The following is a 21,034-nucleotide window of genomic DNA, read 5'->3' as shown; positions in this document are numbered from 1 at the left end:
CCCCCATAATGTTAAATACACTATGCGGGGCTTTAAGTTTGTAAAGTTAGAAGTAATGACACTTATTTGAGCTTTCCTAGTATATTTTGGTAAGCGACTAGTGTATCGGTGGCAGTATGTTCCCAAGTTAGTGAAGCAGATCTTTTTAATCCTTTTGTTATAAGAGATTGTCTTAAAGCATTATCGTTAAGCACATCATACATTTTTTCACTTAATTCATTAACATCATATGGATCAACAAGTAGCGTTGAGTCTTTAACAATCTCAGGTATTGAAGTAACATTTGAGGCAATTACAGGCACTCCACAAGCCATTGCTTCAATTGGAGGTAGGCCAAAACCTTCATAAAAAGAAGGATATACAAAAAGCTCACAAGCATTATACATGAAGGGAATATGGTTCATAGATATAAATCCTGGGAAGATTACTTTATCTTCAATATGCAGATCTTGTGCTCTTTTTTTATAAATATCGTATGATTTACCTTTACTTCCTGCAATTACTAATTTAATATCTTTTTTTAGTTTTTGTAAAAGCAAGCTAAAAGAATTGAGTAATCCAAGAATATTTTTTCTAGGACTAAATCCTCCGATATATAGAATATAGTCTCCAGTAATTGAGTAATTTTCTTCAATGATCGATTTACTAAGATTTTTGTCGTATGGTTTATAAATATCCTCACTAGCTAAATAGGTAACATATATTTTATCAGGTGGAAAGTTAAATGCTTTAACAATATCTTGTTTTGAATATTCTGATACAGTAATTATTCCGTCACATAAGGGAATAATATTAGGCAATTTTTCATTGAAAATTTTAAGATATTGTTCGCCAACAGTATCTGGCATTCTATATGGAATAACATCATGCAGCGTAATGACGAAAGGACAATCTTTGTTTGTTGGTAGGCCAATACCATTTTGAGGAACATGGTATATGTCCATAGACTTGTCTACTAATGGATTGGAAATATTTACTTCATTCCAAAAGTTATTCTGATTAACTTGTTTTATATTAGTTATATGAAAATTTTTTTTGAATGGTATGTCTAATTTACAATCATCTGGCACAAAAAGCAAATAATCATTATAATTATCAATTTTATTTAAAGAATGAATGAGTTGGTAAGAATAAGTGCCTATACCAGTTCCTCTGTACCATTTTGCAGCTCTAGCATCAATTCCAATTTTCATTTTAGGACTCCTTAAACACTAATTTAATATATAAATATATCAATATATTTTATTATATTAAAAGAAAGCATAAATGTTGTATAAAATATATAAGTATTTATTCTAAAATAAAATATTAGTAATATAAATTATAGGGGGGGTGATTAATATGATGAGGGAATTTGAAATTGAAAGACAATATGGTATTAAAATAGATAGTATACGTCCCAATAAGGGAGTGTATCTTTTGAAGACGAATGGCGGAACTAAGTGTATGAAAAAAATAAGCTATGGGACACAAAAACTTTTGTTTGTTTATGGGGCCAAAGAGCACCTGGCAAATAATGGATTTGACAAGGTTGATAGATATTTTTTAAATACTGAAGGAAATCCTTATGCATTAGTTAATGAAGATATATACACACTATCGACATGGATAGATGGCCGTGAATGTGATTTTAACAATGAAGAAGAATTGATTGAAGCTTCAAAACAATTAGCTTATATGCATATTGCATCAAAGGGGTATGATCCACCAGAAAATAGTAAGTTAAAAACAGATCTTGGAAGATGGCCTCATTTAATGGAAAAACGGATAAAATCATTCGATAAGATGCAAAGCATGATCAGAAAAAAGAAAAATAATAAAACAGATTTTGATATGAACTATATCAGAAGTGTGGAATCACAAAAGGAATTAGGGATAAGAGCTATGGCAATACTCGATGACTCTAGGTATTTTGATATATGTAGGCAAACAGAAGAAGAAAAAGGATTCTGCCACCATGATTATACTTATCATAATATTATTATTGATAAAAATAATGATACAAATATAATTGATTTTGATTATTGCAAAAGAGAAGTAAAAGCATACGATTTATCTAACTTTTTGATCAAAATGCTTAAAAATCAGGATTGGGACATAAAATATGCTGAAACAGTATTAGAAGCATATAGCAGTGTAAATCCTTTGTCAAAAGAAGAGTACAGACTTATATATGCATTTTTGGTGTTTCCACAACGTTATTGGAGACTCTGTAATAGATACTACTATAATGAAGTTACATGGATTCAAAATACCTTTAACAAGAAAATGGAGGAGTTAATTTCTGAAAAAGAAAAGTTTATGGTATTTATTGAAGATTATAAAAAAGTATTTAATCAGAGGTAGTAGAAATAGCAAAAGTTATTATGCCTATTAAAGTTATGTAGATATAATGTTTACATAACTTTTTTTCGTATTCACCTATTATATATATTCCCATAATATATATTATGAGTTTAAATATGGAGGTGGCATTATGAAAATAGGAGATGTTGTTGTTAGAAAATCTTATGGCGGAGACATTGCCTTTAAAATTATAGATATTGTTCCAGGGGATAATGATGTGTATTTACTTAAGGGAATAAATCTAAGAATAGAGGCAGACTCTCTAATTGGCGATTTGGAATTAGTAGCAGATGACGTAGTTTATGAAATAGATAAAGTATTTAATAAAAAGGTAAATGCATCAATTAAAAGAATATTAATGAATAGAAATGGTGGTGGCTACAGGGGCGATAGAGCAACAGCTATAGATTTTAAGGGCAAAATTAAAGAAATGCAGTCAAAACAAGAAAAATATAAAGACTTTAAAGATAAAGATATGATATTTGGAAGACCAGGTAAGATTTTACATGTTGATGGCGATGCTGAGTATCTTGAAGTTTGTTTAAAAACTTATAAGCAGCTATCCTTGGATGCTGTAGGCAGAGTAATATTAGAAAAAAATCAACCAAGTGAAATAGTGAGGTTAGTTAAAGAGGTAAAGCCAGATATAGTTGTAATTACGGGACATGATGGTATGGTAAAAGGAATAACTGATTATATTGACTTGGACAATTATAGAAACTCAAGGTACTTTGTAGAAGCTGTTATGGCTCTTAGAACATATAATAGTAATTATGATGATCTAGTTATATTTGCAGGGGCATGTCAATCTTGTTATGAGGCAATTTTAGATGCAGGTGCTAATTTTGCGAGTGCGCCTAATCGTGTATTAATCCATTGTTTAGATCCCGTCTTAGTTTCTGAAAAAATTGCATATACCAATATAGAAACTGTTGTAGCGATAGAGGATGTTATACAAAATACTATAACAGGACTTTCAGGTATTGGTGGATTACAAACTAGGGGTAAATATAGAGAAGGGTTCCCTAAATCTCAGTATATATAATTACAATAAATATTATTTAAGTTTATATTTTAAGTGTTAAATAGTTATGATATATCAAAGCTAAGCGAGATAAAGGCTCATAAACTAAATAAAAATCAGTTATATGTAGAATAATCTATTAAAATCAATTTTGTTAACAAAAAATAGATATTGACAACGCTGTTATAGTAGTGATAAAATGAATAGTTACTTGACAAAAAAATATATATGATGTATAATATGAAGTGTGGAAAGAGGTGTTTTCTTTGGAGAAAATAAATGTATTGACTTCAATAAAAGATGAGATTGAAAGTCATGTTGGCGAAAGAGTAACATTAAAAGCTAATGGTGGAAGAAGAAAAATTCTTATAGATAATGGAGTTATTGAAAAGACATATCCAAATATTTTTGTTATAAGACTTGAAAAAGACACCCACAGGACAGTGACATATAGTTATTCAGATGTTTTGACAAAAACGGTTCAAATAGTTTTTGCAGGATAAAGCGATACTGTTCTATAGTATCGTTTTTTATATTTATAAATTAACAGTAGGTCAAAGCGAGTAAATATTCTTATTATTTATTTCCCATTTGGCTCATATGGAATTAACAGAGCATATATTAATTAGAATGCAATTAGTTAGTAATAACAGTGCATTTTACATAATATATGTTTTTGTTTTTTATTTTTAAAATTATGCTGAATTTTGTAATACGAATTTGAAGATTAAATAACATATTATAGACTATATTTATATATATATTATGTAGCAGGTATTTTAGGAGGGTAACAACAAATAAAAGTTACCCCAATAGAAATACGAGGAGGTATAATATGGAAATTAATTTAATAAAAGAGAACATAGAATACGAACAACTTTTAGGAGAAAATACTGTGGATACAGTGGTGAAAGAAGAATTTGTAATACCTGATACTCATCCGGATGTTAAGGAAATTCTTATGTTAGATGTAAAAGCTTTTATAAATTCCAAAGAAATAATTGAGGATAAGGTATATATAGAAGGCCAGATTCAATATAATGTACTTTATATAACAAATAATCAACAACGAACGGATGTGGAAAATGTTATATATAGTTCTACGTTTTCCAATACAATAGATGTAACAGGCGCAATGCCTGAAATGCTGTGTGATACTGAGTGTCTTGTAGAGCATATGGAATGTAGAATAGTAAATGAGAGAAAAATATGTCTTGAAGGTATATTAAAATCAAAATGTGAAGTATATAAAAATTTTAGTTTTCAAGTAGTAAAGGATATAGATGCTGTTAAAGATGTTCAATATTTAAAAAATCCAACAAGTATAGATAAAGTGACAAGAAATTTTACAGGCGAGCTTATTGGGAAAGCTAATATAAAGGTTCCAATGGATAAACCAGAAATCGCTAAGATTGTAAAGTATGATATTAATATTCATAAAAAAGAAGTCAAATTGTATGATGGTAAAATTCAAATAAATGCTTATGCATTTATTAACATGATATACAAGGGCAAGGATAGTCGTGAACTAATTTATATTGAACATGAAGTTATGCTAAACAAAGAATTGGATCTTGATGATGTAAATCCTTATATGGATAATTATACTTCGTTTAAGGTAGATGCTATGGAGTATGACATTAAAGAAGATGATTTAGGAGAAAAAAGAATTATAGATGTAGAATTTATGATAAAAACTAATACGAGAGCTATGCACAAAGAAGAAGTAGATATGATTGAGGATGTATATTCGCCAACAACTAAACTTGAAATGGATAAAAAAGATTTCGATCTTAACGTAATGCAAGGACAATTATTAACAGAAACGTTAGTTAAGGGCGACATAGAATTAGATAGTAATATGGCAAAACCTACTAAGGTTATTATGAGCAATGCTAGTGTTTGTATAACTGATAAAAGGGTAATTGAGGATAAGGTTATAGTCGAGGGTGTAATGAATGTAACGGTATTATATAGGAGTGATGATGAACAAAAATACTTATCTGCGGTTACAGAGGAAATACCTTTCACCTGTGGAGTTGATATATTAGGTGCTAAAATTAATATGAGTAGCATGTGCAAAGTAGCACTCGAGAATATAAATGTAGATATTGAAGCAGGAAATATGGCAGTTAGGGCCGTAGTAAAAGTATACGCACGTGTAAATTATATGGTGAAAAAGAGATTTTTAGTTGATGTTTATCCGGTAGAGGGGGAAGCACCTGAAAAAAAAGCTAGTATTACTATTTATGTAGTTCAAGTTGCAGATACCTTATGGAAAATTGCTAAAAAGTATAATACTACAATACAAGAAATCGCAAGAGTTAATCAAATTGAAGATACTAATGTTATAAAAGTTTCACAAAAACTTATTATACCAGGAAGAATAGTTATATAAGTTGAATGTTTGAACTATTAGAAAACTAAAAAATTATTTAAGATAATAAAACTTCTATGTGTTATAAAACAACATGTAGGAGTTTTATTATTTTATGAGCTTTATTTTAAATTATATGTAGCAATATTAAATTTATTGTAATATACTATTTTTAATAAGAACATTTCATAACAAAAGGGTCGACTTATAAAAGCCGTAAGGTTTATAAGCCAGACTAAACAACTATTAATTAAGCCGATTTTGTGAATCAAGCCACCCTATGTGGATTAAGCCACTCTAAGTGGATTAAAACATGTTAGGGGCTAAAGACACGTTAATGGATTATTAATAAAGAGTTGGAGGACAATCATGTTAGTAAAAGCTTATGGAAAAATAAATATATCTTTAGATGTGATAGGTAAAAGAGAAGATGGGTATCATTTATTAAAAATGATTATGCAAAGTGTAGATTTATATGATTCTCTGTCCTTTCAAAAATGTAATAAGGGTATTAATTTAAGTTGTAATAAACCATACATACCCGTAGACGACAAAAATTTAGTATATAAAGCTACGAAATTATTTATGGAAACTTATGATATTAAGGAAGGGGTAAATATATATCTTAAAAAGAATATCCCTGTGGCGGCTGGTATGGCAGGAGGAAGTGCAGATGCTGCAGCAGTTTTCAAAACGCTTAAAGAAGTATTTAATGTGCAAGTAGATGATGATGAACTTATGAACTTAGGTGTTAAAATAGGCGCAGACGTTCCTTTTTGCATTAAGGGGGGAACTGCTTTGTGTGAAGGCATTGGGGAAATTATTACACCATTAAAACCTTTCAAAAATAATATTTTAGTATTAGTTAAACCTAATTTTGGAGTATCAACTAAGGAAGTTTTTAAAAATCTAGACATTAGTAAGATTTTTAAACATCCAGATACTGAAATGTTAATAAAAGCTATAGAACAAGAAAAGTTACAGGATGTATGTAATAATATGAAAAATCTACTTGAAAATGTTACGCTAAGAAAATACCCAGTTCTCAAGAGAATAAAAGAAGATATGGTTAAAATGGGAGCGATGGGATCAATGATGAGTGGAAGTGGACCAACAATATTCGCCTTCTTCGATGACATGTTAAAAGCTCAATTATGTTATGATAAATTTAAAATCCAATATAAAGAAGTATATATAACTAGAACAATTTAAGCATAATCATATAACAAAATATAAGAACGTGTAGGAACCTTTAGGTTTTTTGCACGTTTTTATATTTATTATCATGCATTTATGTGAATATTTTTTATGAGTGTCGTAAAAGCTAACTAAAGAAAAGCACAATTAATTATATAGGGTGTAATGATTTTAGAACATAATTTTATTAGAAACCATAAAAACATTTTGAAGAGTGGGAGAGTCAACTGAATACAATTACATAATATGGTAACAATATTAATATGAATTATTGTATCTGGGGGGTAAACATGAAAAAATTTATATTAACAAGTATTGTTATAATAACTATAATTTCCATGGCTTTAAATGGGACTAATTCACCTGCAAAAGCCAGCCAAAGCGATATTTCGGCTAAACTTATAAGGTTTCATGTGATAGCTAACAGTGACGATAAAATAGATCAAAATTTAAAACTAAAAGTAAGAGATTCAGTATTAAAATATATATCACCAAAACTTAAAAATTGCACGAGTATAGGACAATCAAGAAGTATTTTAAATAAAGAAAATAAAAACATTAAAAAAATTGCAGAAACTGTAATAAAGCAAAATGGGTATAAATATTACGTAACTACAGCACTTTCAAAAGAAAATTTTCCAGTTAAAACATATGGGAATATCACTTTGCCTCAAGGTAAATATGAGGCATATAGAATAATAATTGGAACGGGAAAAGGACAAAATTGGTGGTGTGTTATGTTCCCACCATTATGTTTTGTAGACATTACCAAAGGAGATGTAGCTTACCAAAAAACTGAGAAAGAGATGAAGACTGTATTATCAAATAATGAGTATAATACAGTTGATAATACTGTAAGTAGTAAAAAAATAATTGTAAAATTTAAACTAGAAGAAATTATAAACAATATATTTAGTTGAAATAACAGAAGACTATTATGAAAATATTAGTTAATAACTGTTAACTACTTGTATAACTACCAGGAGGGAAATATATGAAAATGCTAAAGAAAAGAATTTTGTATACAAGTATTGTAGCTATAATTGTCGTATTTTCAACTACATTTGCTATATTAATGTTTTTGGAGAGGTTAGATTATAGAAACTATCTTCAAGGGCAATATAGTAAAAATATGTATGACCTTGTTAGCTCGGTACAAAATATAAGGGTAGATTTAGGAAAGTCAGCTATTGTTGGTTCTAGGGAGCAAAGTATAATAGCTTTTGAAGAGATATTTAGATATTCGGCTACGGCAAATGATAAATTGCATTCATTACCAATTGATCAAGAGGTAGTTGGTAACACTAGTAAATTTCTAACTCAAGTTGGTGATTATTGTTATTCTTTAGCAAAGGCATCATCAGAAGGTAAGGAACTCAGCAATAAGGAATATGATGTAATTGATAACTTAGAGGCACAATCATACACCCTCCAGGAACAATTAAATGGAGTGCTTTCTTCAATAAATGAAGGCGATATAAAATGGGGCGAAATCAGAAAAAATGGTAGTGGGGTATTTGCTAAAGCAGGCGGTGATCTTGTAACTGAAAAATTTAATGGCATACAAAAGCAAATAGTTCAATATCCTGCATTAATATATGATGGACCATTCTCTGATAATATATTAGCAATAAAGCCTAAGATATTGTCTCAAAAGGAAATAAGTGAGAAACAAGCAATTAAAGTAATAAATAAAACATTTGGATCAGATAAAATTGCAAGCATTGAGAATAAATCGCAAAATGGGAAGACTACAATACCTGCATACACATTTTATATAACATTTAAGGGAAGAGATAAAAGTAATGGTGAAACAGTAATAGAGGTAAGCAAAAATGGAGGCCAAATAGTATACCTATTAGATAATAAGCCTATAGGAAAAACAACTTTGGATATTAAGAAGGCAGTAGATGTAGGAAACAAGTTTATTAGTAAAATGGGATATAAAAATATGAAACCTACATATACGTTAAATTATAATAATACAGCTGTAGTAAGTTATGTATATAAACAAGGCGAAGTATCAATTTATCCAGATCAAGTTAAACTTAAGATTGCATTAGATGACGGCAGCATTATAGGGATTGAGTCAGACAAATATTTAATGTCACATGTTGAGAACAGGAAGATAGCGGCTCCAAAGATTACTGCAGCAAAAGCTCAAGAAAAAGTTGGAAAAAGATTAAAAATCAGTAAAGTTAGTTTAGCAATTATACCTATGGACAGTAATAAAGAAGTTTTGTGCTATGAATTTTTAGGATCTTATAAGGAAAAGAATTTTATAGTATATATTGATGCTAGTACTGGGTATGAGCAAAGAATAATAGAAATAGTTGACACTCCTAATGGAAAATTGACTATTTAATTAATATAGTAAAAAAGGATATATGTTCATATAAGAACATATATCCTTTTTCATGTTGAGTTATTTTTACAATATCAAATATTGAGAGCATACAAGTTACATTGTAAAAATTTAAATACAAAATAATAGATAAAGATGATATAATATGATATAATATTAAAAAAAAATTAGTGTGGATCATATTAAAACACATAGTATATTTATGGTTTTATTATTAAAAAAATAGTTATTATAGTTATAAGGAGAGGGCGTCAATGAAAAAGAAAATAGCAATATTATTTGGTGGACAGTCCACAGAACATGAAGTTTCCAGAGCATCAGCTTCATCAGTATTAAAAAATATTGATCAAACAAAATATGATATATATCCTATAGGAATAACAAAAGATGGTTTATGGTTTGAATACACTGGAGAAATTGATAATATAGAGAACGGAGAATGGGAAAAGGATGAATATTTTAAAAGACCAGAGGGTCAGAAAGTAATATTTAATAAAGAGGTAGATGTAGTATTTCCCGTTCTACATGGCTTATTTGGAGAAGATGGAACTATTCAAGGCATGTGTAAAATATCTAATATACCATGTGTTGGGGCTGGAGTAATGTCTTCTTCTGTTTGTATGGATAAAATATATACAAAATATTTGTTAGAAAAATTCAATGTAAAACAAGCGGATTATGTGGTAATAAATGCGCATGAGTATAAAGAAAATAAAGGTTTGTTAATAGAAAGAATAGAAAAAGAATTGGGCTATGATGTATTCATTAAGCCATCTAATGGCGGTTCTTCTGTAGGGATAACAAAAGCACATAATAAAAGCGAGTTAATAACTGGGGTAGAAGAAGCTTTAAAGTATGATAGAAAGGTTTTAGTTGAAAAGGCTATAAATGCAAGAGAAATTGAGGTTGCTATTCTTGGTAATGATTATCCACAGGCTTCTATACCAGGAGAAATAATACCAGCAAAAGAATTTTATGATTATGAAGCTAAATATAAAAGTGAAGCATCTAAACTATTGATACCCGCAGCTTTATCTTATGATAAGTTACAGATAGTTAAAGAAGAAGCTATAAGAATTTATAGAATACTCGATTGTGCTGGAATGGCGAGAATAGATTTCTTAGTGGATAAGGAAACAGAAGATGTTTATTTGAATGAAGTTAATACTATACCGGGGTTTACTAAAATAAGCATGTACCCTAAAATGTGGGAAGCTTCAGGTAAAACGTATGTTATGCTTATAGATGAACTTATTGATTTAGCAATAGATAGAAATAATGGATAGTAGTTGTATCAAGATATATTAAAGTACAATGAAGAGAGGAGAAGCTTTATGACAACAGCTTTGGCTATGATTTCTGGAGGCCTTGATAGTACTTTAGCAGCAAAGATTGTAAAGGATCAAGGCATAGAAGTCATCGGGATATGCTTTAAATCTAATTTTTTTGGTGAGAAAAATGCATTGAAAATGGTAAAAAAAATAGATATACCATTAAAAGTTGTAGATTTTTCAGATGAACATTTTAAAATGGTAAAGGATCCGAAACATGGGTATGGTAAAAACATGAATCCTTGTATTGACTGCCATGCTATGATGATGCGGTATTGTGGACAATTATTAGAAAAATATCATGCTGACTTTATTATAACAGGAGAAGTTTTAAACCAAAGACCTATGTCTCAAAACAGATCAGCTTTAGACATAGTTAAAAATGAATCGGGTATAGGGGATAAAATTTTAAGACCATTATGTGCTAAAAATCTTAATCCTACCCAAATGGAGATAGATGGTTTAATAGATAGAGAAATGCTTATGGATATAAAAGGAAGAAACAGAAAAGTTCAGATGGAGTTAGCAGAAAAATTCGGTATTCTTGATTATCCGTCACCGGCTGGTGGATGTAAACTTACTGAACCTAACTATTCTTTGAGACTTAGAGATATTTTAGAGCAGAAGAAAAATCCATCTAAGAAAGATTTAGAATTACTTAAAATTGGAAGACATTTTAGAATATCTAAAGATGCTAAAATAGTATCTACAAGAACAGAAAAAGAAGGGGAGTTATTAGAAAAGCTTTTAACTCAACAAGATTTAATGTTTGAGGCTAAGGATTACAATGGAACAACAGTTGTTATAATTGGGAATCCAACGGAAACAGATATTGATCTTGCAGCAAAAATCACAGGAAGATATTGCAAAGGAATGGATGAGAAGGTTGTAACTATAAGTTATGGCGGATATGGTCGGTCTGAAGGCAAATATATAGACATAAAACCTGCATCAGATGAAGAGATAAACAATTATATTTTAAAATAGTGAGGTGCAAGTGAATGAATAAAAACGCGATAATTTCAGTAGTTAGCAAACAATCTGATAGTGAAGAAGATGGTGATTCAATTGAGGTTGTAACACCTGGCAAGTTTTATAAAAAAGATAATTGTTATTATGCAGTGTACGAAGAATCAGAAATTTCAGGAATGAAGGGAACTACTACTACATTAAAAATTGATGCAGAAAAGTTTACACTTATAAGGATTGGAACTACTAATACCGAAATGAATTTCAAAAAATATGTAAGGGATTTAACTTTATATAATACACCACATGGAGCATTAGATCTTGCAGTAGATACCAAGGAATTAAAGATGAATGTTAATGATGATGGTGGAGATGTATTTATAGATTATGATATGATAATAGGAAATCAACAAATTTTAAGTACAACATTACAGATAAACATTAAAGCATAATAAAAGCTATGTTCTTTATAGAACATAGCTTTTATTATGCTTTAATGTTTTATATTATAATTATAATTTTGGTATATGGATAGTTTTTATAAATAATTGTCAATAATCTAATTAACTAAACAATACATAGAAAATAGGAGCGGTTTAGCGAAATTTCAGAAAAAAAGTTTCCCATTTCTATAAATGGGAGGATAACAATTAAGAATTGTTATCTACTCCAGAGAAGTATAAAGGGGTAAATATCCTTCTGAAGTCGTTATACTACAGCTCCGAAGGAGATGATTTAATGTTAAAGTTAAATACTATTGATTACAATAAAATAATAGACGCTATTTGTTACGTAAAAGGTATGGGAAGGCATGAATCACTAAAAATATCGAAAAATAGAGAGTGTAGATATGTTTTATTTTTATTGTTGAAAAAATATAAGTTTGGAGATGTAGAGAGTATTTATAAGAAATTTCTAATATTGAATAAAAGAACTGCTAATTATGGCTTTAAAAAAGCAGAAGAACAATTTTTTATTAATAAGGAATTCAGAGAAATGTATTTTGAAATAGAAAGAGTATTAGGTGAGGGTAAATAAAAATGATGTTAAAAATTAAAAGATTAGTCATAAAAAAATAAAAAACAAAAAAACAAAAAAACACTGGTTAATGACAAAAAAGTGTGATAAGATATTAATATTGTTTTAAAAAAAACCTATACCATTATATTTATAGGGTAATTTCTATTATAAGATTGTCAAGAACATTTGTCAAGTATTAAAAAAAATATTAATATAAACTTTTTTTAATTTTACATAGGTATATAATATTAAAAAGATAAAACAATAACAATTTACAATGAGCAATAAAACATAGGAGGAATAATGATGAGTACTAAGTATATATTTGTCACTGGCGGTGTAGTTTCATCTCTAGGAAAAGGAATAACAGCAGCTTCACTAGGAAGGCTTTTGAAAAATAGAGGGCTAAAGATTTCAATTCAAAAATTTGACCCTTATATAAATGTTGATCCAGGGACAATGAGCCCATATCAGCATGGTGAAGTTTTTGTTACAGATGATGGTGCAGAAACGGATTTAGATTTAGGACATTATGAAAGATTTATTGACGAAAACTTAAGTAAGAGTAGTAACGTAACTACAGGAAAAGTGTATTGGTCCGTTATATCAAAAGAAAGAAGAGGAGATTTCCTTGGTGGTACAGTACAAGTAATACCACATATAACTAATGAAATAAAGGAAAGAGTATATAGAGTATCTAAAGAAAAAGATGTGGATGTTGTTATAACTGAGATTGGGGGAACTATTGGAGATATTGAGTCTTTACCTTTTTTAGAAGCTATAAGACAGGTGAAATATGAAGTAGGGCAAGAAAATGTTTGTTTTATCCATGTTACATTAGTACCATATTTAAGAAAAGCGGGAGAGCTTAAAACAAAACCTACTCAACATTCTGTAAAAGAACTAAGAAGTATAGGTATTCAGCCAGACATAATAGTATGCCGATCTGAAAAGGAAATATCTGATGATTTAAAGGCTAAAATTGCCATGTTCTGTAATTTAGATGAAGACTCTGTAATTCAAAATTTGGATGCTGAAAATTTGTATGAAGTACCACTTATGCTTCACAAAGAGGGATTAGACACTCTAGCATGCAAAAAATTAAAATTAGATTGTCATGAAATAGATAATAGTGCGTGGAGTGATATGGTAGATAGATTAAAGAACCTGTCTGGAAATGTAAAAATAGCACTAGTTGGAAAATATGTAGAACTTCATGATGCATATATTTCAGTTGTTGAGGCACTTAGTCACGGAGGTCTTGCAAATGATACTAATGTAGAAATTAAATGGGTAAATGCTTCTGATGTAACTTCGGAAAATGCAAGTGAAGTATTAGGAGATGTTCAAGGTATATTAGTTCCAGGAGGCTTTGGAGATAGGGGAATTGAAGGAAAAATCCAGGCAACAAAATATGCTAGGGAGAATAAAGTTCCATTCTTCGGAATATGTCTTGGCATGCAGTGTGCTGTTATAGAATATGCAAGAAATGTAGTAGGACTTAAAGATGCTAATAGTTCAGAAATTAATCCACAGACACAGTTCCCAGTAATAGATTTAATGCCAGATCAAAAGGATTTAGATGAAAAGGGCGGAACTATGAGACTTGGGTTATACCCATGCAAGTTAGCGAAAGATTCAAATTCCTATGAAGCTTATGCAGATGAAGTTATATATGAAAGACATAGACATAGATATGAATTTAATAACGAGTACAGGAAAGCAATAACTGATGCGGGACTTACACTTACAGGAACAAGCCCCGATGATAAATTAGTTGAAATAGTAGAAATTAAAGATCATCCTTGGTTTGTTGGGGTTCAGTTTCACCCAGAACTTAAGTCTAGACCTAATAACCCACACGTATTATTTAAAGACTTTATTAAGGCATCAATAGAACATAATAAATAATACAATTGAAAGGCTACTCTAATTGGAGTAGCTTTTTTTCGTTAACTTTCTTTATAAGAAAGTTAAAAGTTATCACAATACTCATAAAAATCAAATGAAAATAGAAGGAATTTAATAAAATTTATAGAATTTAATAATTAAATACTGTAGTGAAATTAAATGGTAATAAACTATGGAGGTGAAGTAATTGATATTTGATACTAATATTGCTATGGCTTTAAAGAATTCAAGTGGTGAGTATAAAATTTATGAATTTACAATATTTGAAATAGAGAATATTAAAATTATATTTCCCTCTGTAAATGTTAAAATTCATAAAGGTAATGAAATATTAATTGTGGTTAAATGTCCGCTATGTGGTGAGAAACATTCTTATTATTATAATGTTAAGGAACTTTTAAAAAGGAATATGGTCATAGGTGGATGTGAGCAAGTTGCATTACCTATTTTTCTTATTGGTAAAAATCAAAAGGTTATAGATAAAGTAAATGAATATAGGCAGACAATAGAGAAAATTTATGCACTAATTTAGAGAAAATAGTAAATAGTTATTTGAAGGCTTCCATAGGTTTTAATATAGTGGATTAAAAATGTTAAATAGGATATAATTACAATAATATATCATTTCAAGAAAATTCATTGAATAGTATAATCGTTTTGAAATTCACATGATATTTATTAAATAGATATTATATATGAAATACCCTTCGGAGGTGCAGATTTTGACAAATAAAGATTTTGAAAATATGACAGTGGTCGAGCTTCGAGAACATTCCAAAGAGCTTGGCATTAAAAATATATCTAAACTTAAAAAAAGTGAACTAATTGAGGCAATAAAGAAGGTAACACCAGCTTCTATGCAAAAAGATGGAGTTACTTTAAGAGAAAAAATCAGTCCTAAAAACTCTTCTACGATTGCAGATAGTACTATAGAAAATTCGAAAAAGCAAGTCGAGATTAAACCAATTCAAAAGCCAGAAATAATCAAAAATGAAAATATTGATACAGGTTTTAAAAATAAAAATGAAAATAAAAAAGAAAATATTGACACAGGTTTCAAAAACCAAAATGAAAATAAAAAAGAAAATATTGATACGGGTTTTAAAAATCAAAACGAAAATAAAAAAGAAAAATTGCAAGAAATGATAAATGAATCAGGCTCAGCAAGAGGAGTACTTGAAATAATTGAAAATAATAGTTATGGATTTCTTAGAGGAAACAATTATTTGTCTGGTCCAGACGATATTTATGTTTCACCATCTCAAATCAGAAGGTTTAATTTAAAAACAGGTGATGAAGTAGAAGGTAAGGTTAGAATACCTAAGGAAGGCGAAAAATTTAAAGCCCTTTTGTATGTACAAGGAGTAAATGGAGAAAATCCTGACAGAGCTGTAGGTAGAAAACCATTTGAAAGATTAACCCCAATATATCCTACACAGAGATTGACACTAGAAACTAATGCAGCTGACTTATCTTCAAGAATGATGGATATTATTTCTCCTATAGGTAAAGGTCAAAGAGGCATTATTGTAGCACAGCCAAAAGCAGGAAAAACGACACTTCTTAAAAAAATTGCTAATAGTATCTCTATAAATCACCCAGAAGTAAAATTAATTGTTGTTTTAATAGATGAAAGACCGGAAGAAGTTACAGATATGCAGAGGTCAATTAAAGGTGAAGTTATTTATTCTACCTTTGATGAAGAACCAGATCATCATACAAAAGTAGCTTACATGGTAATTGAAAGAGCTAAAAGAATGGTTGAACAAGGTCAAGATGTAGTTATTCTATTAGATAGTCTAACTAGGCTTGCTAGAGCTTACAATTTAACTATAACACCTTCTGGAAGAACTTTATCTGGAGGACTTGATCCTAGTGCACTTTTAATGCCAAAGAAATTTTTTGGTGCTGCTAGAAATATTGAAGAGGGTGGAAGCCTAACTATACTTGCTACTGCTTTGGTAGAAACAGGGAGTAGAATGGATGATATGATTTTTGAAGAATTTAAGGGCACAGGAAATATGGAAGTCCACTTAGATAGAAAACTTCAAGAGAGAAGAATATTCCCAGCAATAGATATATACAAATCTGGAACAAGAAGAGAAGATTTGTTACTTACTAAGATTGAAATGGATACTATATATAATTTAAGAAAGATAATGTATAGAGAGGGTAATGCACTTGGTGTAACAGAGAAACTTCTAAATCTATTGGCTACAACTAAGAGTAATAAAGATTTTTTAGAAATGATAAACAAAAACTTTGAATTAGTAGCTAGATAATATAAATTAAAGCAGGCTTTATAAATTATTTTAGCGACATTTTATATCATTAGATGTCGTTAATTGAATTACTTAGATATGTTATAAAAATTTATTTACATAAATAAAAAATGGAAAAGATAATTAAATCTTTTCCATTAATATATTATTCTACATCTTCTTTTTTTATGTTAAATTTCTTCATGAATCTATCAACTCTTCCACCGGCATCAATATTCTTTTGCTTCCCAGTGTAGAATGGATGGCAATTAGAACATACGTCTACTTTAAGTTCTTTTGAAGTAGATCCTGTAATAAAAGTGTTTCCACATGCGCATTTAACAACTGTATCATGATGGTATTCTGGATGTATTCCTTTTTGCATATTTTTCACCTCTTTTAAATAAATATGTATCCGTATTGTCAACATTTAAATTTTATCATATAATTAATAACTAAGTCAATGAAAAAAAAAATTTTTTTGCTTTAATATGCTTTAATATATAGTATATATTTGATAAGATATATATGATAATTTTTTTATTTAAATCAACAAATGGAGGTAAATATATGTATGGACCAAAAGATCATGGATGGGTTGAAGTTATTATAGGACCTATGTATAGTGGAAAATCAGAGGAACTTCTACGTAGGATAAGAAGGACAAAAATAGCAAAACAAAAGGTACAAGTTTTTAAACCCGAAATTGACAATAGATATAGCAAGAGAAATGTTGTGTCTCATTGTGGAAGCAAAGTGGAAGCATTCCCAGTTAAGGATAGTGCTCAGATACTAGAACTATTAGATACGGATACACAGGTTGTTGCTATTGACGAGGTACAGTTTTTTGATAAAGGAATAATTGATGTAATTACAATACTCGCTGATGATAATAAAAGAGTAATATGTGCTGGATTGGATATGGATTTCAAGGGTGAACCTTTTGGACCTATACCTGCACTTCTCGCTATTGCTGAATTTATAGATAAAATTGCAGCTATTTGTGTAGTGTGTGGTAATCCTGCAACTAGAACTCAACGTTTAATAAATGGAAAACCAGCAAGATATGAGGATCCTATTGTTTTGATCGGAGATACAGAATCTTATGAAGCCCGATGCAGAAAATGTCATATTGTGCCTAGAGAAGGAGTATAAAATGTCTAAGAATATAAATGTTGGAGGCCAGGCAGTTATTGAAGGCGTTATGATGCGAGGAAGTAATGGAATTGCCACTGCGGTGCGAACTGAGCAAGGAGAAATAGTAGTTGAAAAAAACATTTATACATCATATACTAAAAAAAATAAAATATTTGGGCTTCCAATAATAAGAGGCTTTATTTCTTTAATCGAATCCTTAATTATAGGAGTAAAAACTTTGAATTATTCTGCCTCTTTCTTTGAAGATGAAGATGAGGATGAACCTTCGAAATTCGACAAATGGATAAGAAAAATATTTAAAGAAAAAAGTAATGATGTGATTATGGGAGTATCGCTTGTGATGTCACTAGCTATATCTATAGGTATATTTTTTATTTTACCTACAATAGTTGCTAACTTCTTCAGCGGAATAGGTGCAACCCCAATGGGTATGAACATTGTAGAAGGAATTATTAGGGTGGTACTATTTTTATTATATGTGTATCTAATAGGAAAAATGGAAGACATTAAGAGGGTATATGAATATCACGGCGCGGAACATAAAACTATATTTTGTTATGAAAGTGGTACTGAATTAACACCAGAGAATGCAGCTAAATTTGGAAGATTACATCCAAGATGTGGCACGAATTTTTTGTTCTTAGTTATGATAGTTAGTATAATAATGTTCTCATTTACTGGTTGGCATTCAATTGGTGAGAGAATAATGTATAGAATAGTATTACTTCCTTTGATTTCAGGTGTAAGTTATGAAATTATTAAATGGATGGGTAAAAGTGAGAGTATATTTGCTAAAATCCTTTCTTACCCAGGACTTAAGTTGCAGAATCTAACTACAAGAGAACCAGATTTATCTCAACTAGAGGTGGCAATAAGAGCCCTTAAAGTAGCAGAGGGAATTACAGATTAACTTAGCCATAATATAAATATATTTATTTATGGTAAATATGAATGAAGACAATAATGAATGAAGGTGGGTAAAAAATTAATATAGGGGAAATACTTATAGAGGCATATGGAATTCTAAAAAAAGTTAAAATCGAAAGCTATTTATTGGATTCACAACTTTTATTAAGCCAGGTTTTAAAAAAAGATAAATTGTTTATAATGATAAATAGGGATTTTAATATTACTAAACAACAGGAAAATGAGTTTTTAAAATTAATTCAGATTAGAAAAGATAAAATGCCTATAAAATATATTCTCGGGGAATGCGAATTTATGGGTATGAATTTTATAGTAAAACCAGGAGTTTTAATACCGAGACCTGATACAGAAATTTTAGTTGAGGAAGTAATTAAGTATATAAAAGAAAAAGGATACACTTATATATGCGACGTTTGTTGCGGGAGTGGAGCGATTGGCATTGCCATAGCTGAATTTAATAAAAGCACGAAGGTAGTGCTATATGATATTTCAAAAGAGGCTTTAGATGTATCAGAATTAAATATAAAAAGATTCAATTTATCTGCTAGGGTTAATGAGGAACTTAGTGACTTATTACAAGTAGCGATTAGTAAAAACAAGAAATTTGAGGTGATAGTTTCTAATCCTCCTTATATAAAAAAATCGGTTATACCTACATTAATGGATGATGTAAAGAATTACGAACCACTCATAGCTCTTAACGGAGGAGAAGATGGTTTGGACTTTTATAGAAGAATTGCAGAGGAAAGTTTACATGTATTAGAAAAGGGAGGACTTCTGGCTTTTGAAATAGGATATGATCAAAGAAAAGAAGTTGTAAATATTCTTTTAGAAGCGGGATATAAAATAATAGAATGTATTAAAGATCTATCGGGAAATGATAGGGTGATTAAGGCCACATTAGTTGATAAACAAGCCACCTTGGTGGTTGAGCCCATTACTTTAGAATGATTATTAGTTGAGCACAGTTTGTATTCTACATCTGATTGTGATATAATTATATAATGGGAAAATATATATACGGAGTGATAAAATAATGTTAGAGATGCTTGATTTTACAGTAAATAAATATGATGAACTTTCAATGAAAATTGGTGATCCATTGGTTATAGCTAATCAAAAGGAATGGAGAAAGCTATGCAAAGAACATGCAGATTTGGAAATAATTGTTACAAAATATAGAATATACAAAAAAGCAAAATTGGACTTAGATGCAAATAAAGAAATGCTAAAAGAAGAATCAGACAAAGAAATGAAAGATATGATTCAAGAAGAAATTAAGGATTTAACTAAAACTAAAGAAACCGTGCAGGAAGAATTAAGAATTTTACTTTTGCCTAAAGACCCAAATGATGAAAAAAATGTATTTATAGAAATCAGAGCGGGTGCAGGTGGAGATGAAGCGGCATTGTTCGCAGCAAATTTATTTAGAATGTATACAAGATATGCAGAACGTAATAAATGGAAAGTTGAAGTAATGAGTGCAAATGAAACAGATATTGGTGGATTTAAAGAAGTAGTATTTATGGTAAAAGGTGAATCAACATATAGTAAGTTTAAATATGAAAGTGGAGTGCACAGAGTTCAAAGAGTTCCTGACACCGAATCAAGTGGAAGAATTCATACATCTACAGCAACAGTTGCAGTACTCCCAGAGGTTGAAGATGTAGATATTGAAGTTAATGCTAATGACCTTAGAATAGATGTATTTAGAGCGTCTGGTAACGGAGGACAATGCGTTAACACAACAGATTCAGCAGTAAGGATGACACATATACCTACAGGACTTGTAGTTTCTTGTCAAGATGAGAAATCTCAACTAAAAAACAAAGAAAAAGCTCTGAAGATATTAAAATCGAGATTATATGATAAGGCTGAAGCTGAAAGATCAGCGGGAATAGCTAAAAATAGAAGAAGCCAAGTAGGAACAGGAGATAGAAGTGAGCGAATAAGAACTTATAACTATCCTCAAGGAAGAGTGACGGATCACAGAATAGGATTAACTTTGTATAAATTGGATTCTTTTCTTGATGGAGATATAGATGAAATGATGAATAGCTTAATAACTGCTGACCAAGCAGAAAAGATGAAGGCTATGGGTAATAATGATAACGAATAATTTGCTTGTGTACATAATAGCAAAAATAT

20 protein-coding genes are annotated in these 21,034 nt (G+C 29.8%); 18 read left to right on the top strand and 2 right to left on the bottom strand.

What is annotated here, in order from left to right; translation table 11 throughout:
- Positions 1 to 62: 62 nt before the first annotated feature.
- The gene (locus KPL38_RS01785) at positions 63 to 1,193 is read right to left on the bottom strand and encodes a glycosyltransferase family 4 protein (RefSeq protein WP_216286132.1); all 1,131 of its coding nucleotides are present in this window, start codon (positions 1,191 to 1,193) and stop codon (positions 63 to 65) included.
- 148 nt (positions 1,194 to 1,341) lie between these two features.
- Here KPL38_RS01785 and KPL38_RS01780 point away from each other — a divergent pair, with 148 nt between their 5' ends.
- The 14 genes from KPL38_RS01780 (at position 1,342) to rho (ending at position 16,822) form a co-directional block, all read left to right on the top strand.
- On the top strand, positions 1,342 to 2,346 hold the full coding sequence (locus KPL38_RS01780) for a CotS family spore coat protein (RefSeq protein WP_216286124.1): 1,005 nt from the start codon (positions 1,342 to 1,344) through the stop codon (positions 2,344 to 2,346).
- Between the two features lie 130 nt (positions 2,347 to 2,476).
- Positions 2,477 to 3,391, top strand: coding sequence for a sporulation peptidase YabG (gene yabG / locus KPL38_RS01775; protein WP_216286122.1), 915 nt, complete (start codon positions 2,477 to 2,479; stop codon positions 3,389 to 3,391).
- Between the two features lie 245 nt (positions 3,392 to 3,636).
- Positions 3,637 to 3,873 carry a Veg family protein gene (locus tag KPL38_RS01770; protein ID WP_216286120.1) on the top strand — a complete coding sequence of 79 codons (237 nt, stop codon included), beginning with the start codon at positions 3,637 to 3,639 and terminating at the stop codon, positions 3,871 to 3,873.
- 332 nt (positions 3,874 to 4,205) lie between these two features.
- Positions 4,206 to 5,768 (top strand): DUF3794 and LysM peptidoglycan-binding domain-containing protein, encoded by a 1,563-nt coding sequence (locus KPL38_RS01765; RefSeq protein WP_216286118.1) that lies wholly within the window; start codon positions 4,206 to 4,208, stop codon positions 5,766 to 5,768.
- Between the two features lie 348 nt (positions 5,769 to 6,116).
- Positions 6,117 to 6,959 carry a 4-(cytidine 5'-diphospho)-2-C-methyl-D-erythritol kinase gene (gene ispE, locus KPL38_RS01760; protein ID WP_216286116.1) on the top strand — a complete coding sequence of 281 codons (843 nt, stop codon included), beginning with the start codon at positions 6,117 to 6,119 and terminating at the stop codon, positions 6,957 to 6,959.
- 275 nt (positions 6,960 to 7,234) lie between these two features.
- Positions 7,235 to 7,864, top strand: a complete 630-nt coding sequence (gene spoIIR / locus KPL38_RS01755) for a stage II sporulation protein R (RefSeq protein WP_216286115.1) — start codon at positions 7,235 to 7,237, stop codon at positions 7,862 to 7,864.
- Between the two features lie 74 nt (positions 7,865 to 7,938).
- Positions 7,939 to 9,309, top strand: a complete 1,371-nt coding sequence (gene ypeB, locus KPL38_RS01750) for a germination protein YpeB (protein ID WP_216286107.1) — start codon at positions 7,939 to 7,941, stop codon at positions 9,307 to 9,309.
- Positions 9,310 to 9,563: 254 nt separating this feature from the next.
- Entirely contained in the window at positions 9,564 to 10,595 is a 1,032-nt protein-coding gene (locus tag KPL38_RS01745; RefSeq protein ID WP_216286099.1) for a D-alanine--D-alanine ligase family protein, read from the top strand.
- Positions 10,596 to 10,643: 48 nt separating this feature from the next.
- The gene (locus tag KPL38_RS01740) at positions 10,644 to 11,627 is read left to right on the top strand and encodes a tRNA 4-thiouridine(8) synthase ThiI (protein ID WP_216286097.1); all 984 of its coding nucleotides are present in this window, start codon (positions 10,644 to 10,646) and stop codon (positions 11,625 to 11,627) included.
- Between the two features lie 14 nt (positions 11,628 to 11,641).
- Entirely contained in the window at positions 11,642 to 12,061 is a 420-nt protein-coding gene (locus KPL38_RS01735) for a YwiB family protein (RefSeq protein ID WP_216286095.1), read from the top strand.
- A gap of 286 nt (positions 12,062 to 12,347) precedes the next feature.
- Positions 12,348 to 12,647 carry a ribose-5-phosphate isomerase gene (locus tag KPL38_RS01730; RefSeq protein WP_216286093.1) on the top strand — a complete coding sequence of 100 codons (300 nt, stop codon included), beginning with the start codon at positions 12,348 to 12,350 and terminating at the stop codon, positions 12,645 to 12,647.
- A gap of 288 nt (positions 12,648 to 12,935) precedes the next feature.
- Positions 12,936 to 14,540, top strand: coding sequence for a CTP synthase (gene pyrG / locus KPL38_RS01725; RefSeq protein ID WP_216286091.1), 1,605 nt, complete (start codon positions 12,936 to 12,938; stop codon positions 14,538 to 14,540).
- Between the two features lie 187 nt (positions 14,541 to 14,727).
- Positions 14,728 to 15,072, top strand: coding sequence for a hypothetical protein (locus KPL38_RS01720; protein ID WP_216286089.1), 345 nt, complete (start codon positions 14,728 to 14,730; stop codon positions 15,070 to 15,072).
- A 190-nt stretch (positions 15,073 to 15,262) separates the two neighbouring features.
- Positions 15,263 to 16,822 carry a transcription termination factor Rho gene (rho, locus tag KPL38_RS01715; RefSeq protein WP_216286088.1) on the top strand — a complete coding sequence of 520 codons (1,560 nt, stop codon included), beginning with the start codon at positions 15,263 to 15,265 and terminating at the stop codon, positions 16,820 to 16,822.
- Positions 16,823 to 16,967: 145 nt separating this feature from the next.
- On the opposite strand, the gene rpmE is transcribed toward rho, so the two are convergent.
- Positions 16,968 to 17,186, bottom strand: coding sequence for a 50S ribosomal protein L31 (rpmE, locus tag KPL38_RS01710; protein ID WP_216286086.1), 219 nt, complete (start codon positions 17,184 to 17,186; stop codon positions 16,968 to 16,970).
- Positions 17,187 to 17,371: 185 nt separating this feature from the next.
- Between rpmE and KPL38_RS01705 the strand changes: the two genes are divergently transcribed.
- From KPL38_RS01705 to prfA, 4 genes are all read left to right on the top strand, one after another.
- A complete protein-coding gene (locus KPL38_RS01705; protein WP_216286084.1) occupies positions 17,372 to 17,956 on the top strand; it encodes a thymidine kinase in 585 nt (194 codons plus the stop codon).
- A 1-nt stretch (position 17,957) separates the two neighbouring features.
- A complete protein-coding gene (locus tag KPL38_RS01700; protein ID WP_216286081.1) occupies positions 17,958 to 18,869 on the top strand; it encodes a DUF1385 domain-containing protein in 912 nt (303 codons plus the stop codon).
- Between the two features lie 74 nt (positions 18,870 to 18,943).
- Positions 18,944 to 19,837 (top strand): peptide chain release factor N(5)-glutamine methyltransferase, encoded by an 894-nt coding sequence (prmC, locus tag KPL38_RS01695; protein ID WP_216286238.1) that lies wholly within the window; start codon positions 18,944 to 18,946, stop codon positions 19,835 to 19,837.
- Between the two features lie 85 nt (positions 19,838 to 19,922).
- Positions 19,923 to 21,005: a peptide chain release factor 1 gene (prfA, locus tag KPL38_RS01690; RefSeq protein WP_246577762.1), complete on the top strand. Its 1,083-nt coding sequence runs from the start codon at positions 19,923 to 19,925 to the stop codon at positions 21,003 to 21,005.
- Positions 21,006 to 21,034 lie beyond the last annotated feature (29 nt).

The sequence above is a fragment of the Clostridium psychrophilum genome, assembly GCF_018861705.1.
Lineage (GTDB): Bacteria > Bacillota > Clostridia > Clostridiales > Clostridiaceae > Clostridium_AD > Clostridium_AD psychrophilum.
This window is presented reverse-complemented; position numbering and strand designations above follow the sequence as displayed.

Excerpts from the sequence above, each read along its gene's own strand:
- KPL38_RS01740 (WP_216286097.1), top strand. The coding sequence starts at position 10,644 with ATGACAACAGCTTTGGCTATGATTTCTGGAGGCCTTGATAGTACTTTA.
- ispE (WP_216286116.1), top strand. The coding sequence starts at position 6,117 with ATGTTAGTAAAAGCTTATGGAAAAATAAATATATCTTTAGATGTGATA.
- KPL38_RS01730 (WP_216286093.1), top strand. The coding sequence starts at position 12,348 with ATGTTAAAGTTAAATACTATTGATTACAATAAAATAATAGACGCTATT.
- KPL38_RS01780 (WP_216286124.1), top strand. The coding sequence starts at position 1,342 with ATGATGAGGGAATTTGAAATTGAAAGACAATATGGTATTAAAATAGAT.
- KPL38_RS01705 (WP_216286084.1), top strand. The coding sequence starts at position 17,372 with ATGTATGGACCAAAAGATCATGGATGGGTTGAAGTTATTATAGGACCT.
- yabG (WP_216286122.1), top strand. The coding sequence starts at position 2,477 with ATGAAAATAGGAGATGTTGTTGTTAGAAAATCTTATGGCGGAGACATT.
- KPL38_RS01735 (WP_216286095.1), top strand. The coding sequence starts at position 11,642 with ATGAATAAAAACGCGATAATTTCAGTAGTTAGCAAACAATCTGATAGT.
- ypeB (WP_216286107.1), top strand. The coding sequence starts at position 7,939 with ATGAAAATGCTAAAGAAAAGAATTTTGTATACAAGTATTGTAGCTATA.
- prfA (WP_246577762.1), top strand. The coding sequence starts at position 19,923 with ATGTTAGAGATGCTTGATTTTACAGTAAATAAATATGATGAACTTTCA.
- rpmE (WP_216286086.1), bottom strand. The coding sequence starts at position 17,186 with ATGCAAAAAGGAATACATCCAGAATACCATCATGATACAGTTGTTAAA.
- KPL38_RS01785 (WP_216286132.1), bottom strand. The coding sequence starts at position 1,193 with ATGAAAATTGGAATTGATGCTAGAGCTGCAAAATGGTACAGAGGAACT.
- KPL38_RS01700 (WP_216286081.1), top strand. The coding sequence starts at position 17,958 with ATGTCTAAGAATATAAATGTTGGAGGCCAGGCAGTTATTGAAGGCGTT.
- pyrG (WP_216286091.1), top strand. The coding sequence starts at position 12,936 with ATGAGTACTAAGTATATATTTGTCACTGGCGGTGTAGTTTCATCTCTA.
- KPL38_RS01745 (WP_216286099.1), top strand. The coding sequence starts at position 9,564 with ATGAAAAAGAAAATAGCAATATTATTTGGTGGACAGTCCACAGAACAT.
- spoIIR (WP_216286115.1), top strand. The coding sequence starts at position 7,235 with ATGAAAAAATTTATATTAACAAGTATTGTTATAATAACTATAATTTCC.
- KPL38_RS01765 (WP_216286118.1), top strand. The coding sequence starts at position 4,206 with ATGGAAATTAATTTAATAAAAGAGAACATAGAATACGAACAACTTTTA.